The 15,807-nt window shown below is 38.0% G+C and carries 14 protein-coding genes and 1 pseudogene; 1 reads left to right on the plus strand and 14 read right to left on the minus strand.

Annotated elements, in window-relative coordinates; translation table 11 throughout:
* Positions 1–10: 10 nt before the first annotated feature.
* The 3 genes from MJY40_RS12855 to MJY40_RS12865 are packed head-to-tail and all read right to left on the minus strand — an operon-like array spanning position 11 to position 3,919.
* Positions 11–1,258: an NAD(P)/FAD-dependent oxidoreductase gene (locus MJY40_RS12855; protein WP_317854604.1), complete on the minus strand. Its 1,248-nt coding sequence runs from the start codon at positions 1,256–1,258 to the stop codon at positions 11–13.
* Entirely contained in the window at positions 1,255–2,967 is a 1,713-nt protein-coding gene (locus MJY40_RS12860) for an NAD(P)/FAD-dependent oxidoreductase (RefSeq protein WP_317854605.1), read from the minus strand. Before MJY40_RS12860 ends, MJY40_RS12855 begins: the two co-directional genes overlap by 4 nt.
* 34 nt (positions 2,968–3,001) lie before the next feature.
* A complete protein-coding gene (locus MJY40_RS12865; protein WP_317854606.1) occupies positions 3,002–3,919 on the minus strand; it encodes a DUF7973 family transport facilitator in 918 nt (305 codons plus the stop codon).
* 413 nt (positions 3,920–4,332) lie between these two features.
* Between MJY40_RS12865 and MJY40_RS12870 the strand changes: the two genes are divergently transcribed.
* On the plus strand, positions 4,333–5,124 hold the full coding sequence (locus tag MJY40_RS12870) for a DeoR/GlpR family DNA-binding transcription regulator (protein ID WP_317854607.1): 792 nt from the start codon (positions 4,333–4,335) through the stop codon (positions 5,122–5,124).
* Between the two features lie 206 nt (positions 5,125–5,330).
* Here the strand turns inward: MJY40_RS12870 and MJY40_RS12875 are convergent, their stop codons facing one another.
* The 11 genes and pseudogenes from MJY40_RS12875 to MJY40_RS12925 form a co-directional block, all read right to left on the minus strand.
* The gene (locus tag MJY40_RS12875; RefSeq protein ID WP_317854608.1) at positions 5,331–5,591 is read right to left on the minus strand and encodes a helix-turn-helix domain-containing protein; all 261 of its coding nucleotides are present in this window, start codon (positions 5,589–5,591) and stop codon (positions 5,331–5,333) included.
* 4 nt (positions 5,592–5,595) lie between these two features.
* Positions 5,596–7,383: a VirD4-like conjugal transfer protein, CD1115 family gene (locus tag MJY40_RS12880; protein WP_331488180.1), complete on the minus strand. Its 1,788-nt coding sequence runs from the start codon at positions 7,381–7,383 to the stop codon at positions 5,596–5,598.
* 71 nt (positions 7,384–7,454) lie between these two features.
* Entirely contained in the window at positions 7,455–8,471 is a 1,017-nt protein-coding gene (locus tag MJY40_RS12885; RefSeq protein ID WP_317854609.1) for a PDDEXK nuclease domain-containing protein, read from the minus strand.
* A gap of 165 nt (positions 8,472–8,636) precedes the next feature.
* Positions 8,637–10,058, minus strand: coding sequence for a DUF3991 and toprim domain-containing protein (locus MJY40_RS12890; protein ID WP_317854610.1), 1,422 nt, complete (start codon positions 10,056–10,058; stop codon positions 8,637–8,639).
* A gap of 10 nt (positions 10,059–10,068) precedes the next feature.
* On the minus strand, positions 10,069–11,184 hold the full coding sequence (mobP3, locus tag MJY40_RS12895) for a MobP3 family relaxase (RefSeq protein WP_317854611.1): 1,116 nt from the start codon (positions 11,182–11,184) through the stop codon (positions 10,069–10,071).
* Positions 11,172–11,591, minus strand: coding sequence for a hypothetical protein (locus MJY40_RS12900; RefSeq protein ID WP_317854612.1), 420 nt, complete (start codon positions 11,589–11,591; stop codon positions 11,172–11,174). Before MJY40_RS12900 ends, mobP3 begins: the two co-directional genes overlap by 13 nt.
* Before the next feature lie 395 nt (positions 11,592–11,986).
* A complete protein-coding gene (locus MJY40_RS12905; protein ID WP_317854613.1) occupies positions 11,987–12,259 on the minus strand; it encodes a DUF6103 family protein in 273 nt (90 codons plus the stop codon).
* 7 nt (positions 12,260–12,266) lie between these two features.
* Positions 12,267–12,644, minus strand: a complete 378-nt coding sequence (locus MJY40_RS12910; RefSeq protein ID WP_317854614.1) for a DUF3846 domain-containing protein — start codon at positions 12,642–12,644, stop codon at positions 12,267–12,269.
* Between the two features lie 87 nt (positions 12,645–12,731).
* The gene (locus tag MJY40_RS12915) at positions 12,732–13,700 is read right to left on the minus strand and encodes a C40 family peptidase (RefSeq protein ID WP_317854615.1); all 969 of its coding nucleotides are present in this window, start codon (positions 13,698–13,700) and stop codon (positions 12,732–12,734) included.
* On the minus strand, positions 13,700–14,512 hold the full coding sequence (locus MJY40_RS12920; RefSeq protein ID WP_317854616.1) for a type IV secretory system conjugative DNA transfer family protein: 813 nt from the start codon (positions 14,510–14,512) through the stop codon (positions 13,700–13,702). The genes MJY40_RS12915 and MJY40_RS12920 overlap by 1 nt, the downstream gene beginning before the upstream one ends.
* Positions 14,513–14,878: 366 nt before the next feature.
* Positions 14,879–15,787 (minus strand): annotated as a pseudogene (locus MJY40_RS12925) (helicase HerA domain-containing protein); the annotation flags it as partial.
* Positions 15,788–15,807: the final 20 nt, after the last annotated feature.

Here is a 15,807-nt window from a genome sequence, read left to right on the forward strand (position 1 = left end):
TTCGCCCTCCTTATTCTACAACTCGAATGGAAAGGTCTTTCATTGTATCCACCTTGTCCAAGGGAATTTCTACAGAAACCATTTCTGGTGGTGTCACAAAGTTTTCTCTTTTTGTAACAATCACTTCATCACCGGAAACAACTTCCAATTTCACTTTTCTCATCGTGCTTCTCACACGAAGATATACAGTTGCTTTTTCTTGTTGTGGATCAATGTGCAATTTTTGAGGGAATACAAAGGATACTTGTTCCCCAGCAATCACATCTTTTTCCACGGATGCAACTCTTTTTTCTTCCAAATATGTTGTCGCACCTGCCGCTGCAACTTCACCTGTTGCAGATACATAATCCACCAAGTCAAATACTGCACCTACATTCCCTGCAACAAAGATACCCTCTGCGGAGCTCATCATGCTACTGTCTACAACAGGACCTTTTGTAATGGGATGCAATGCAATTCCAGCTGTTCTACTGAGTTCATTTTCTGGAATCAAACCAACAGAAAGCACCAATAAATCACATGCAATGTAGCGTTCGGTTCCTGGAACAGGCAATCTGTCAGGTCCCACTTTCGCTACTGTAACACCTTCCACTCTCTTTTTACCGTGTACAGATACAACAGTTGTAGCCAAGTGCAAAGGAATGTTATAATCATCCAAACATTGCGCTTTGTTTCTACGCAAACCGCCAAGATTTGGCATAACTTCATAAACACCTTCTACAGAAACACCTTCCAATGTCATACGTCTTGCCATAATCAAGCCTATGTCACCAGAACCCAAGATGACTGCCCTTGTTCCTGTTTTCCAACCTTCCACATTGATGTATCTTTGTACTGCACCAGCTGTCATAACCCCTGCTGGTCTTGTGCCCAAGATACGAACTTGTGGACGTGTTCTTTCTCGACAACCCATCGCCAAAACAATTGCTTTTGCTTCAATTTCAATCAAACCCATTTCTGGATTGACTGCCACAATTTTTTTATCTGCACTGACATCCAATACCATGGTATTGCACATCACTGGGATGTTATATTCTTCCACTTTGTCAATGAATTTTTGTGCATATGAGCTACCACTCAATTGTTTTCCGAATCTATGCAAACCAAATCCATCATGAATACATTGTTGCAAAATCCCGCCCAATTGGATGTCTCTTTCCAAAATGAGAATATCTTTCACGCCCAATTCATGTGCTTTTACAGCTGTTGCCAACCCTGCAGGGCCGCCTCCAATGATGACCAAATCTACTGTTTTCATTGTTCCAACCCTCCATTTCTGGTTTTCGCTGTAAGAATTTCGGAACCTTTTCCTTTCAAAGTGATTTCAGCTGGAGAAACTTGTAATTCTCTTGCCAAAATTTCCAAAACTCTACTACCACAAAATCCTCCTTGGCATCTCCCCATACCAGATCTTGTTCTTCGTTTCACAGCATCTACTGTGGTTGCTGGAACTTTTCCATGAATTGCATCTAGGATTTCACCTTCTGTTACAGTTTCACATCGACATACAATGCGACCATAAGCTGGATTTTTTGCAATCAACGCTTTCTTTTCTTCATTTGTACAATCTCTAAATTCTTTTTGATGTACACGATGTGGATTGTAGTTTGCTTTTTCTCTTGGTTTTTCTTCCAATTCTCCCAATGTCAATCCAACAACTGCTTCGGCAATCGCAGGAGAGGAAGCCAAACCTGGAGATTGGATACCAGCTACATGGATAAATCCTTTTACTTTTTTGGAAGCTTCTACAACAAAATCTTCTTTGAATGTTGCAGCACGATTTCCGCTGAAATAAGCAATCAAGCTGTTTCCATCAATATTTTTGGTAAGTTCCAAGCCTTTGTCGATAACGAAATCCAAATCATCACGATCCACGCCCAAATCTTCTTTGTCAGCAACTTCTTTTGCAGATGGTCCCCAAAGAAGTGTACCTTCTGGTGTTTCTTGTGGACCACCACCTTTTGTAAAGGAACTTGGCGCCTTCCCTGCAAATGTATGTAATTTCCCTTTATTTTCTTTATCAAATAATGCAATTGTTCCACGTCTTGGATGGATGGTATAGAATTCATCATCAATCATACGTGCAATTTCATCCGTATACAAACCAGCTGCATTGATGATCACTTTTGCAAGAATGATACCCTTTGTGGTAACCACACCAGCAACTTTTCCATCTTCTTGCAAAATATCAACAACTTCTGTGTGCAAAAGAATTTCTGCACCATTGTCGATTGCATTTTCTGCCAAAGCCAAAGTCACTTCATAAGGTTCCACATAACCAGCGCTTGGTGTCCACAATGCCCCAATCATCTCATCACTCAAGTTTGGTTCGATTTCTCTTGCACGATCGCCAGAAATCACTTCAATATCAGGAACGCCATTCTTCACACCATTTTCATACAATTCTTGGATTTTATCCATATCTGCTTGGTTGAAACCACAAACGAAAGAACCTGTACGATTGAAATGGAACCCAAGCTCTTCAGACCATTGGGTATACATTGCATTTCCTTTGACGCCATATTTTGCTTTCAAGCTATTTGGTTTTGTGTCATAACCAGAGTGAATCATACCGTTGTTGGATTTTGTTGTACCTTCTGAAATATCAGAATTTTTATCCAAAACAAGAATGTTCAAATCGTATCGGCTGAGCTCTCTTGCAATCCCACAACCACTGACACCAGCACCAATAATCAAAACATCAACTTCTTTGACAACACCCATTTCTTTGTAAGGTGTTGGATCAATTGCTTGTTTTTGAACACTTTCTGGCGTTGTGATATGACTTACAACATTTTTGACTTCTGGCAATTTTGCAACCCCTTGACAAAATGCAACCATTGCACTCCATTCATGGGCATTTCCTGCAAAATATACAACTTCATCTTTGATTTCCCATGTAATTTTTGTTACATCAATTTCATGCTTTGCTGCTATTTCTTTCATAGAACTTTCAAAGCTCGACATATGAATTGCTCCCCTTCCTTTTCTTTTATGACAATTATGCCATTGCAATCATTTTAATTGCTGACAATAAGAAGAAACTCACCATAATTGTAGTTGCTTCTGGGTCAATATGTGTATCATTATAGCTATTGAATGTTTTCTTGATGATATTGTCGAAGATTGCACAACCAATACCATAAGCAACACCCAAGAACATTCCCATAGGTCCAAACAATGTGATACCTGCAATTGCTGCACTAGCAGAAGGATATGTCAAATGGTGTGTAACAGGAACTGCGCCACCAGATGAGAAACCATACAACTTAATTGCAGAGAAACCAAAGAGAATGAATGGCAAATAGCTAACCGCTGCCATATCTACGCCACCTTCAATGAGTGCCAATGCAAGTCCACTTGCCAACAAACCAATTGCACCACCAAGAACCACTTCGATTTGCAACTCTTTTGTATTTGGGAAAAATCTTCTTGGTTCTTTTTCTGTGTATTTACCAGTCAACCCTGTTTTGCCAAACACCAAACGCCCAATTACTGTAAGTGTTACAACAACCATCGCGCCACCATCTGTCAAAGCTGCAATTCCAAGTTTTGTATACAGCATCATAAACAATTGTGCCAAAACACCGAACAAACCACCAACCAAAAGCACTCTCACATCACCAAATCCAAACATTGGTGTTACGATATCAGCACCATTTTCTAAGTGTCCAACTTTACCTGCATAACCAGCTGCAACCACACCAGATGCGTAAGCAACATATGGTCCAACAAATGGTCCAAAAGACATAATCCCAATACCATGTCCCAAGAAACCAACGTCCACACCAGCTGCTGCTACAAAGGAAGCTGGAATACAAATCACCCCACACATGATAAATGCAATCAAACCACCCATACCTGCTGAAACAACGCCACTACCAAATGCAATTAAAATCAGAACCAAACTTGTACTCATTACATCTCCCCCTTCTTCTCTAAAAACATTCTTCCTTTCATCACGCACAAGTTATATATGTATTGTATCAACTTTTACATATTCGGTCAACACGTTTTATTCACTTTATATCATCTTTATATATATTTTATATCAACTTTTATTTGTATTTTGTCAACTTTGCAAATACTTACAAACATACCGTCTAAAACACTACTAATTGCGTTGCTTTATAGGTCATTTTGTATATCCCCCATTTTTGTTGTTTGGTAAAACATCCCATATCCAGAAAATTATATCATAGTTTTCAAATATAAATATAGTGATTTCTTGTTCATTTTTTATCAACATTACATTGTATTTGCAAAATTTCTTTGTGTTTCGTTTTCTATTATGGTATACTATAGGTGAACAGTTGTAAGGAGGTATATATTATGTTATCTATCGAAAGACGTCGCGAAATTTTGGATTTATTGAATAAAAAAGGCTCTGTCAAGGTTTTGGACCTGGCGACCCATTATAATGTAGGGAAGGAAACCATTCGACGCGATTTGAAAGCATTGGAACAAGAGTGGAATATTTCTATCGTGTATGGAGGGGCTTATTTGCAATCCTCATCCACAGAAACACAAATACAAGAAGAAAATATTACAACCAAAAGAAAATCCAATTTGGATTTGAAAGAACGCATTGCCAAAAAAGCAGTTGAATTCATTGAACCAGGTGATATTATTGCATTAAATTCTGGTTCTACCGTAGAATGTATGCTGAACTATCTCCATGAAAAAACGCCCCTCTCCATCATCACAAGTAATATCACCATTGCATCTAAAGCTTCTATGATTGATGGAATTGATGTGTATATCCCTTCAGGAAAAATCAGGGCAAAATCTGGTATGATTGTTGGTACAGATGCTGAGCGATACATTCAAAACTTCACTGCCCAAAAATGCTTCTTTGGCGTGAGTGCGATCAGTTTGGGAAGCCACATCACCCATCCTGCTGTGGAAGAAATCGAAAACAATAGAGCTTTGATGTCCATCTCTGAAAAAGTATTTCTCATTGCTGACCACAATAAATTTGAAAAGAAATCTCTGTTCTTGCTAGCAAAGCTAGAAGAAATGTCTGCAATTATTACAGATGAACCACTTTTGGATTCTTATGAAACATACTGCAAAAACTTTGGCATTGATGTGCATGTTGCTATTTCAGAAGATGAAGAATGATAAACGAATCGCTAAAAACAGTTTTCTATTCAAATGCACCTCTTGTATAGAAAGCTGTTTTTATATATTCCATTTGGGGGTTGCTTATCTGCCATCTTCCTCTTTCTGTAACAAAAGTTACAGTGATAACTTCTTGGTGCGACTTTATGACGCCACCCATATGCCACCAAATGGGCAGACTACCCCAATTTTATCCTTCATCATTTTCACTTCACAATCCAATACAGGCAACTACTCCGCCCACCATTCTCACGAAACCTATCCTCTTTTTGGAGATGTCCGGACTTCTCCAAATCCTTGATGGCTCGCTGCACGGTTCTAACGGAAATGCTCAAATCTTTTGCAATCCGTTTTTGTGATGGGAAACTATACCCCTTTGCATCAGCTCGGTCACGCAGATATAAATATACTTGCTTGGCTCGATTGCTCAACTCCGCTTCCTCATAAATTTTTCTATCATTTTTCAATGCATCACCGCCTAACTTTCACTGCTTTATCTATTGTAATCTCACTATCTACTTTTGGATTTTCGGTTTTCATAACACCATGCCCTTTACACATTTCCGCAATTCCACCAAATATAATGCGTTGACGAATTTCTTCTTCATTGGCATACACAACTTTTCGTACCACAGGCTTTGGCGGTACATATACTTGATCCAACACAATTCCCCACTCAAAAAACAGTTTCAATGTCAACTTCATAGGATTGATTCCTGTGCGTGTTACGATGAATGTATCCTTTGGCATGGCTTTGATTTCATCAGGTGACATAAGTGGTCTACCAACCATCTGATAAGACTTGGAATGCTCTTTTCCCTTTGATGTACTCCCTGATAAAACAGTTCGTTCACCCAGATTTTTGGACAACACATTTGCGGTTTCAGAGTTGGGAGCAAACCCACCATACAAACCAATTTGGCAGTTATCCATGATGATTTCACCACCCTCTTTGCCATAGTTTTTCGTCAGCTGTGCAAGGGATTGGATGATTGGAACAAATGAAATTCGTCTTGATCTAGAAGCCGAAAACATCATTTCAGCAGATTCTATTTTGGGCAAAACACCGAATTCATCCAAAAAGAAAATGGTTCGATTGGGTAGCTTTCCGCCCATCTCGTCGGCTATGGTCAGCATCTCTCGATAGAGCTGTTGCACAATCAAAGAAACGAGGAAAAACTTCGTTTGATCTTCCTCTGGGAGTATCAAAAACAATGTAGATTTTTCTTTCACAAATTTTTCCGTATCCACTTTTGACTCAAAACAAAGCAATTGTTCCACCTCAGAATCTAAAAAAGCATTCAGCTTTGACAAGGCTGTGGACATAACAGATGCCATCCCTTGATCCGATGTGTTCAGTGCTGCACCACTCAGCCATCTTGCTTTATGGTCATCTGGTAATTTATCCATCAATGTTTTGAATTTCGATTGTTCATTTTTTTCAACTGCAAGCAAATCTTGAATCATTTTGAACACAGAAACGATATGCCTTTGTTCCCCCTCAATTTCGAATTTCACTGGCGAGCAAAATTCTGCTATCACTAAAATCACTGCTGTCACAAGACCTTCTGCAGAATCATAGAAATACGAGTTTTGCCCTGCTCCACCTTCCAACCCATTTTGCACAATGGTTTTTGCAATAATCTTTGCATACTTTTCAGCTTTTGCCTTTGCCACAAGGGAGCCTGTCTGCAAGAAATTATCCATATATTGATTGACTAGATTGAGCATATTGAAGCCATCTGATTGTGTTGGATTTCGTAAGTCCAATACCGAAATGTCATAACCATATGCTTTTGCCACTGGACCATAAGAACGCAGCACATCACCCTTAGTATCTGTCACAAGGAAGCTCATTCCCGCTGCACAACAGTATTCTAAATTTGGATATAGGAACTTAGCTGTTTTCCCAACGCCAGCTGCACCAATCATAAGTGCATGAACATCGCCATCGTCTACAATGGCTATCATCTTATGCTTTGACTTCCTGCAACCAATAATCAAGCCTTGTGGTAAATCTTTCGGTGGTTGCTTTCTCCATTTTTCAGGTGTAAAGTCCACATACTGAAACTGTTTTTGCTTTTCTTTTTCCGTTGCAAAACGAGCTGTGCCATACTGTCCATCTCCCACTGTTTTGCTTTTGATGTTGAGTGAATTTTTCTGTTCCAATAAAAAAACCACTATCATAAATAGGATAAAGACAACTCCTAAAATGATAAGTGGTAAAAGATTTGATGTTTTGATTTGGCTCACCTCCATAAAAAAACCTCCCAACAAGGGAGGCAGTGGTTGATTGATTTTCTTTTATTTTCTTGCAGATTCATTATTACTTAGCCTTCATTTAATTTTCTTTCTATATCCAGCTGTTCATATTCTTTATTTAATTCTTTTCGTAATTCTTCTTCACTCGGTAAATACAATTTATATTTAGAGGCATAAATGTTGCTATCCTTTGGCAAAGTATATTTTACAAGACTATCACTCTTATCTGCACAAAGAACAATTCCAATAGGCGGATTATCTCCATCATTCATCATTTCTGCTTCATAATAATTTACATACATTTGCATTTGTCCAATATCTTGATGTGTTAAATCTCCAATTTTAAGGTCTATGATAACAAAGCATTTCAAAATATAATTATAAAAAAGTAAATCAATATAAAAATGTCTGCCATCAAAGGTGATTCTTTTTTGCCTTGCTACAAAGGAAAATCCTCTACCAAGTTCCAATAAAAATTTTTGTAAATGATTGATCAAGGCTTCTTCCAAATCTTTTTCAGCAAAATTGGCTTGGTCAGGAAGTCCTAGAAATTCCAACACATAAGGATCACGGATAATATCTTCTGCTGTTTTCGTTTTTGGTTCTAACGATAATATTTCGCTACTGACCAACTCTTTATCTTGACTCGATAGTAATCTTTCATAGAAAAACGAATTGATTTGTCTTTCCAATTGTCGTGTACTCCAGTTGGATTTCACACATTCATCTTCATAAAATTTTCTTGCGTTTTCATTTTCCACACGCATCAAAAGGCGATAATGAGTCCAGCTCAATTCGCCACGCAGTGCGTGGCTTTTTTGAAAAGTTAAATAAAACTGCCTCATATCCTTAAGATTTGAAGTCTTAAATCCTTTTCCAAATTCCTCGGTTAACTCAATGGATAATGATTTGATTAAATCAGCTCCGTATTCAGCTTTTTCATTTCCACCTTGTTTTTCAACTATAGCTCTGCCTATTTCAAAATAAGCCAGCACCATAGCATTGTTGGCAGTTTGATAAACTTTGTTTCTTGCAGAATATAATATTTCTCGGATATCATTTAATATTGATTTATCTAAATTCATATCATCTTTCCTTTCTATAACGAATATAAACCTACCTCTATCACTTGTTTTATGATTCTTTCTCTATTATCAAAAAAAGATACCCTTACACCCAATTCGCCACGCAGTGCGTAGCTTTTTTGAAATTCATTTCTACAACAATCTTACCATCTTAAAACCTTATTTTCAACTCAAATCATAATCCCCAACTTTCATTCTTTTCAAATTTTGCAATCGTTCCATTTCTTTGGGGTATTCCAAATCAAAATAAATCTTCAACCGAATTTCCAAGTCTACCATCTCCATCCACATCTCCACATTACACACACCTGTTGTTTGAAACTCATGCCACAATTCTTCGCCCAAGATACTGATTGCTGTTAGTCTTTTTCGCAGTTTATTTTTATCCGTATAAGGTTTGTATTTTGCTATCAATTCTTGCAGTACCATTTCGTATGTTTTTTCTGTATCGCATAAGCAAATGGCAGTGATACTCAAATCTATCAACCGCACAATGGATTGATTTCTCTTTTTATCATCATCTATATTTCCCTCTAGCTTTTTCACCTCACCGCACACACCTCGAACCAAAAATTGCAAGCCATGTTTTTTGACATACTCATCTCGAAAAGTATTGTATTCCGATGGACGATTACGCATGGCTATCATTTTTTCAGCAACTTTTTTGTACAGTTCTATCTTTGGATGTGGGACTGATGCTTTTGGTATTTCCCCATGTAGTTCCTTTAAGTCCTCATTCCAATCTTTGTTTTTTGATAACAGACGATTGACCGTATAGCCTTTTTCAGACAGCATATCATAAAATTTATCGTAGGTTTCAATACCAGCCACATCATGGTCAATACAAATACAGATGTGCTTGATATTCTTCTGTTCTTCCAAAAATCTAAGCATTGCCTTTGGTGACAGTCCATCCAGCGACAAGTAACTATTGCCTTTTTCCAAATCTACTTGCAATGTCATAAAGGACAACATATCCACCGCACTTTCAAACACATACAGCTGTTCGTTGTTCCCACGATGACAAAATCCATAATTCATATCAGAACCTTTCACCGTTGAACGAAAGGAATTGTATGGACTTTTCATGCTTGCTGACTTAGGCATTCCATTTGGATTCGTGCCAACAAACACTATGCTATTGAATTGAAATCCTTGATAAATCTTTCCTTTGGAAACAAAAAAGTCTACGAATTCTTGGCGAATATATCGTTTGTCCACCAAGTATTCATAGACTTTATGATTGTATTTTGATTTTTCAGGAAGTATAAATTCCGGCTTGGGTTTTGCATGGTATAGCACTTCCATTTGCAAAGTTGTATTGTCCAATAATTCTGCCATCGCACCTTTGAAATCCAAACCATAAAACTCTTTCAAGAATGCAATGGTATATCCACCCTTTTGATTTTTGTGATCATACCAACGATTGTTTTTGATGCAAACGCTATCGTGTTCCCCTTGGGAGTCATGGTAAATCCAGCGAAACTCATTTCCAGATTGTTTCAATTCTTCGCCATGACACATAAGGTATTCTTCTAAGGAAACGCTGTTTGCTTTTTCAATTTGCTCCTTCGTAAATTTTGCCATAACGCTCCTTTCACAATTTCAAACCTTGATCTCGTTTTTTCTCAATCATTTTTCGGAACAGTTTGCTTTCCACTTTCAACTTGCCTGTGTCTTGTTCGTTGGCAACAGATTTCCTGAATATTTTGGATAGATGCTTCACAAGATTTACAGATACGTTTTCCACTTGTTGCTTTTGGATTTCTTCGTGGTTCAATGATAAAACTTGTTGTATGATATTATTTTTGATGGATTGAAATTCTTTTTGTTCTGATAATTTTGGATAGACATATTCCTTATCAGAATACAATTCATACACTTGGTTTTGCATCTCTTGCCACAACAAATATGCTTCTTGCACAGATGGTTCTTTCTCCAGTTCGTCTACGATTTGATTCACTAATTTTTTTGTATCCTTTGGAAGATAACCATATACTTTTTTGCCTTTTGTTTGATTGAGTTTTTCTCGCAACTCCAAAACCAATTTTTGTATTTCTTGATTTTGTATCGGTTGCTTTCCCATTTCTGCAAAGGATTTTTTGCACTCTTCCTTCAGTTCTTTTCTCCGTTCTGTCTTTGCAAAATACACATCTTGTAAGTGGTCTTTGAATATCAGTTTAGACAAATCTGATTTGCAATTTGCAATCCCTTGTTTGGTGACATACCCTTTCTTTGGATTCTTGGAATAGCAAATCAAATGCACATGAGGGTGCTGTTCGTGATCGTGATAAGCTGCGTACCAACAAAAATCTTCTATGGGAATTTTCATATTTTCTGCAAGCTTAGGTGCATATTGTTCCAATGTATTTTTCCATTTATCTAAATTGTTAAATCCTGTTTGTTCGGCATCTTCACGTTTCAAAGAAATGATGGGTGTCCAGACATTGCCCTCATGGTTTGCAACTTCTTCCGCAACTTTTCGCAAAGATATTTCTGCATCGCCTGAAGTAAACAGACCATGTTCAGCAACTTTCTCAACACCTTTTCGCTTTGAAATATAGCCAACATAGTTTTCTTTCTTGTCATGTAAAAATGTATCGGCAACTAGATTTTTCACAACACCATCTCTCGTCGCCATATACTCCACAGTGTTTTTCTTATGGGTTGCACCACCTTTGAGATATGGAAATTTCAAAATCAACTTTGCCATCCATCATCACCTCGTTGGTAAGCAATTGCATCTTCAAATTTTATTTTGCCATAAGTTTTTTTCACCTCTTGCATACATCGTTCTCGTATTTTTTTGATGTCAGATTCATCCACATTGATACTCGCAGCAAGCAAATTCATCATGATATTCATTTCCACCGCCAAGCGAAATAAGTTGCCTGCGTGTTTGTTTTCTGATTCTTTAATTGCGGCTTGCATTGAAGATACCAAAATTTTTGATAGGTATTCTGCAGATTCAGTGCTTTGCAAATACCCCAAATAAAAAAGAACTGATTTCTCAATCAACTCACTTTTGCTTTTGCAGTTATCCGATTCATACACCTTGTCGATTGCCTCAAATGTTTTCGGACTCATCCACACTGCCATTCTTCTTTTGTTTTCGTCCATAATGACCTCCATTTCTCCTTGACCACCTTGTCGACCACCTAGAAAAGCCTTTGATTTGGGTATTCCTTTGGTTTACGACCACTCCTGTGGAATTATTCTTGTTTTACGACCACCTACATATTTGCAGAAAACGTCGGCACTGCCGTCGTTTGTGACATGGGAGGGGCGATTTCGACCACCTCCCTTTATCCTGCAACTCTTAAAAAGACCTAAAACCTCTCTAAAAGCTCTGATTCTGAAATCATAAGCACCACCTCAACCTTCTTTTCTCTCTTTTCGTACTTTGCCATCATTTGCCCTAATTTCGGTTTACATCTCTCATTGGGGTAGTTGCTCCATTCGGGAAACAAAATGGTACACCGTGGCTACAGTGGGGACACATCGCCATTCACCGCTTATGGCATTGATTCTATAGTTTCGTTTCTCGTAGCACTTGTGTTTATTTGAACCGAATGTTGTTCTTTTATCTTCTCTGATTTCGGCTTACTCTCGCTTACAATCCTACTTTCCAAATATTCCCTTGTCACAGCTGGCACTCTTTTTTGATATAATTCCTCGATGACAGTTTCCAACTCTTTCTCTAGCTTTTCTTCTTTCTTCTGCAAATAGAACACCAACGCATCCAGTTTGTCTTTTTCAAATTCCAACACAATTTTAGTTTTCTTCATATAATTATCACATCCAATCTAGGTCTTTTGGATTGAAGCCATAAATCTCCACCCTTGGTTCCAGTTGCTTTTCTTGCATGGTAAATGTGGGGATTTCTGAAAACATCTCCTTATATTTTTCAATACCTTCCTCTTTCAGGGATGCAAATTCCTCGCCATCATCACCACAAACAAAGAATGGTCCACAGATAATATCTACATCTCCAAGCCATCGATTGGGTTCCATGCCATTGATTTTGCCTTCTTCATTGACGATAATTAAGTTGCCATCATCCATATAGATGGGTTCAATCAAGCCTTCCACCTCATTTTGCAATGACTTCAAATCCGATTCAATTTCTTTCATATATGGTTCTTTGCCCACTTCTACTTTTAAAATTTTCATATTGTTTCCTCCTAGTTCCACTTGATTTTCAATGTACTTTTGACTCTAACTTTTCACCATTCACTTTTCATTTTTCACTCCATGAGTTTATCTCATGGCCAATCTTCCATATGCATAAAAATGTTGTTTCCAATAGGAGTTGCTCAAACTTTCATATCCAATGGGATCGCCACAATGCAGCATCTGGTTATCACCAACGTAAATACCAACGTGAGTTACATCAGTTGTTGATGTATATGTGTCTGTGAAAAACACCAAATCCCCCGGTTGCAAATCCTCTTTTGCAACACTTGTGCATTGGTTATAAATCCCTTGTGCTGTTGTTCTGGGCAGTTGATATACGCCAGATTGGGTGTAACTCCAGCAAATAAAACCTGAACAATCGAAGCCTGTTGATGGATAGCTACCACCCCAAACATAAGCCATACCAATATATTTCGTTGCTTCGCCCATCAATGTAGCAAAGGTTTCATCATCAAAGGCTTCACTGGGAATGCCATTGAAATTCGATGTTGCAGAGTATCCATACTTTACAAAGAGATACACTTCTTTCTGGTCATTTGCCAAATCTTCTGTAAACTCCATATCCAACAATGTTTCCAATTCTTCCTGTATCTCCAAATCCGTTTCGTTCTCCACAAAAACTTCTACGAATTCTTGGTAAAATGTATCTGCAAACTCCAAATCTTCTTTGCCAAAATACAAAACATAAAAATAAGACTTGATTTGTAAGTCATCAAGTCCATCCATGTTTTCTTCCATATTTTCCTCTATCCATACTTCTATTACATCATCTAAAATCAAAAATTGCTCTTGTATTTCCTCGATATATGCAACGTGTTCTTCTGGGAAATCTGTAGGTATTTCTTCTTGTTGAAATACAATTCTTGCCACTTCACGGCTATAGTTTGCTTCTGTATTGACCATAGAAACCAGCAAAAGCAGTGGCAGTAACAGGCAAATGATAGCACCAACCACAAAGGAAAGCACCCCATTTCTTAATCGTTCATCGGTCAAAGCTGTTGCAATGGCTTTTTTGAGAAGTGCCACTTTCATCAGCGACCACCTGCAGTTCCAAACAATCTTTCTTTATATTTCTGACACTTCACAACCAAATGATACACGTCCGCACCATGACGAAACACGCAAACACCCCTTGCTGGGTAGCCAATCAAGTCATACAAACATTCTTCCAGTTGCAACATTTCCATATATTCCTTCTTGGAGATATTCCCTGGAAAGAATAAAAATTGATGGGTTGGAATGGCAAAAAGTGGCTTGGTCATTTCTTTGATATTTGGTTGGTTGAAATCTTCAACATTTTGACTTGCGATAATCACAGCACTTTCCTTTTTTCGCACATGTTTCATTGCATTTCTGATATATTCAATGGCAGTTACATTTGACAAAAAGAGATACAGCTCATCTAAAAATGCTGCTGTATTCCCTTTGGATAGCAGTGCATCTGACATATAGGAAAGCACATTGAACAGCATAACATTGCGAATACTTTCATCGGCTTCAAGGATTCCTTTCACACCAAATGTAATGAATTTATGGTTTTTGATATTGGTATGCCCATCAAAAAACTTGCTATCTGCACCAATACAAATGGATTTGATTTTCAAGCACAAATTTCGCAAGGTTTCTTTGGTATAGATATTTCCTCGGTCATTCTGATATGTGTTCAGTTTCCCCTCTGCCAGTTTGTATAAATCCGAAAGGATAGGAAATTCATTGCCACTCATTTTCCCAAGTAATCTATCCTCATTGATACCAAAATCCTCATATAATTCTTCCAACAAAATTTCCAAAACATCAATCTCTGCTGTGGTAAACTCTTTGTAAGAACGGAAAAAATCACGCAAAAAGGAGATATGACGAGGTAAGATATTTTCACCTTCATCCCAAGTTTTTGGCTCAAGTACATTGATGATAAACTCCCCACTGGTTAAAGGTGGCAGGAGTTGAACCCGCTCGGTTTTGTGATAAACTTCTTCTCCCTAGACTGCGTTGTCGTCAATCACCGTACCTCTGGGTACGCTTCAATCCTCCGCCTTGCTAGAAAAAAGAATTTTCATCATAAAACTGCCTTGCATCCTCAGCGAAAAATAAATAGAGAATTTTTGGTGCGTCCGATTGAGGAATAGCCGAAGCTATTTCGATTGAGGATAAGCCGAAAAGGCTCATTTATTTTCGTTGAGGACGAGTGTGTTCAGCTCCTGCCACCTTCAATCTAGATATTGCCCATCCAAGTTTTCGGTCAAATCCACATATTCACTTTCTGCATCCAAGCAAATGATGTCCATACCACTGAGTCGCATATTGGTCATCAAAATCTTCATCAGATAGGATTTCCCTTGTCCTGAATTTCCCAAAATCAACACATTTGCATTGGTTTTGTCCTCACTTCGTTTCTGAAAATCTATGAATAAATTTGAACCATACTTATCGTTTCCAATGTAAAAACCCTTTTCATCTGCCTTACCAGAATAGTTGAATGGATAGGTATTTGCCACACTGGTTGCTGGCAACACTCGTTCATACTGTTCTCGAAAGTCATTGTGCCCACATGGTTTCACCGATTGAAATCCTTCTTGTTGTCGCAAAAAAAGCTTGTCACAGGAAAGTTTGGAACGTGTCAGTTCTGCTTCTACATCGGATTGCATCTCTTTCAACTTTTCAAGTGATGGTGCTGAGATTTCAATATACACTACACAATGAATCAAAGGTTCACGATCTCTGTGCAGCTGCGCAATGAGATTGGATACACTTTGCAGATTGCTTTCTGCCACAACAGTGCTTTGCATATCACCTGTGGAGCGTTCCAATTGATTCTTGTTGGCTGCATTTTGAATGATTTTTCGTTCCTCTGCCGATGTAACGTGCCTTGTGTAAATATGAATGGTCACACCTGAACGCTCACCTAAATGTTGCAAAATGGCTTGCTCATTGGTTTCTGATGGATAATGGCTGATTGCCCAAACAGAACGAAAACTGCTACCACAAATATAATAATCGTGGTAAAATCGCAACACCGATGGACTACACATATCCAAAAAATCTTTGACCTTGGCTTCTTCTTTTTCTCTTTCTGTTTTTGGCAACAGCAACTTGTTTTTCTTGATTTTACTGATTTTCATAGCATCCCTTCTTTCATAAT

Source organism: Chakrabartyella piscis, from assembly GCA_030067835.1.
GTDB classification, from domain to species: domain Bacteria; phylum Bacillota; class Clostridia; order Lachnospirales; family Anaerotignaceae; genus Chakrabartyella; species Chakrabartyella piscis.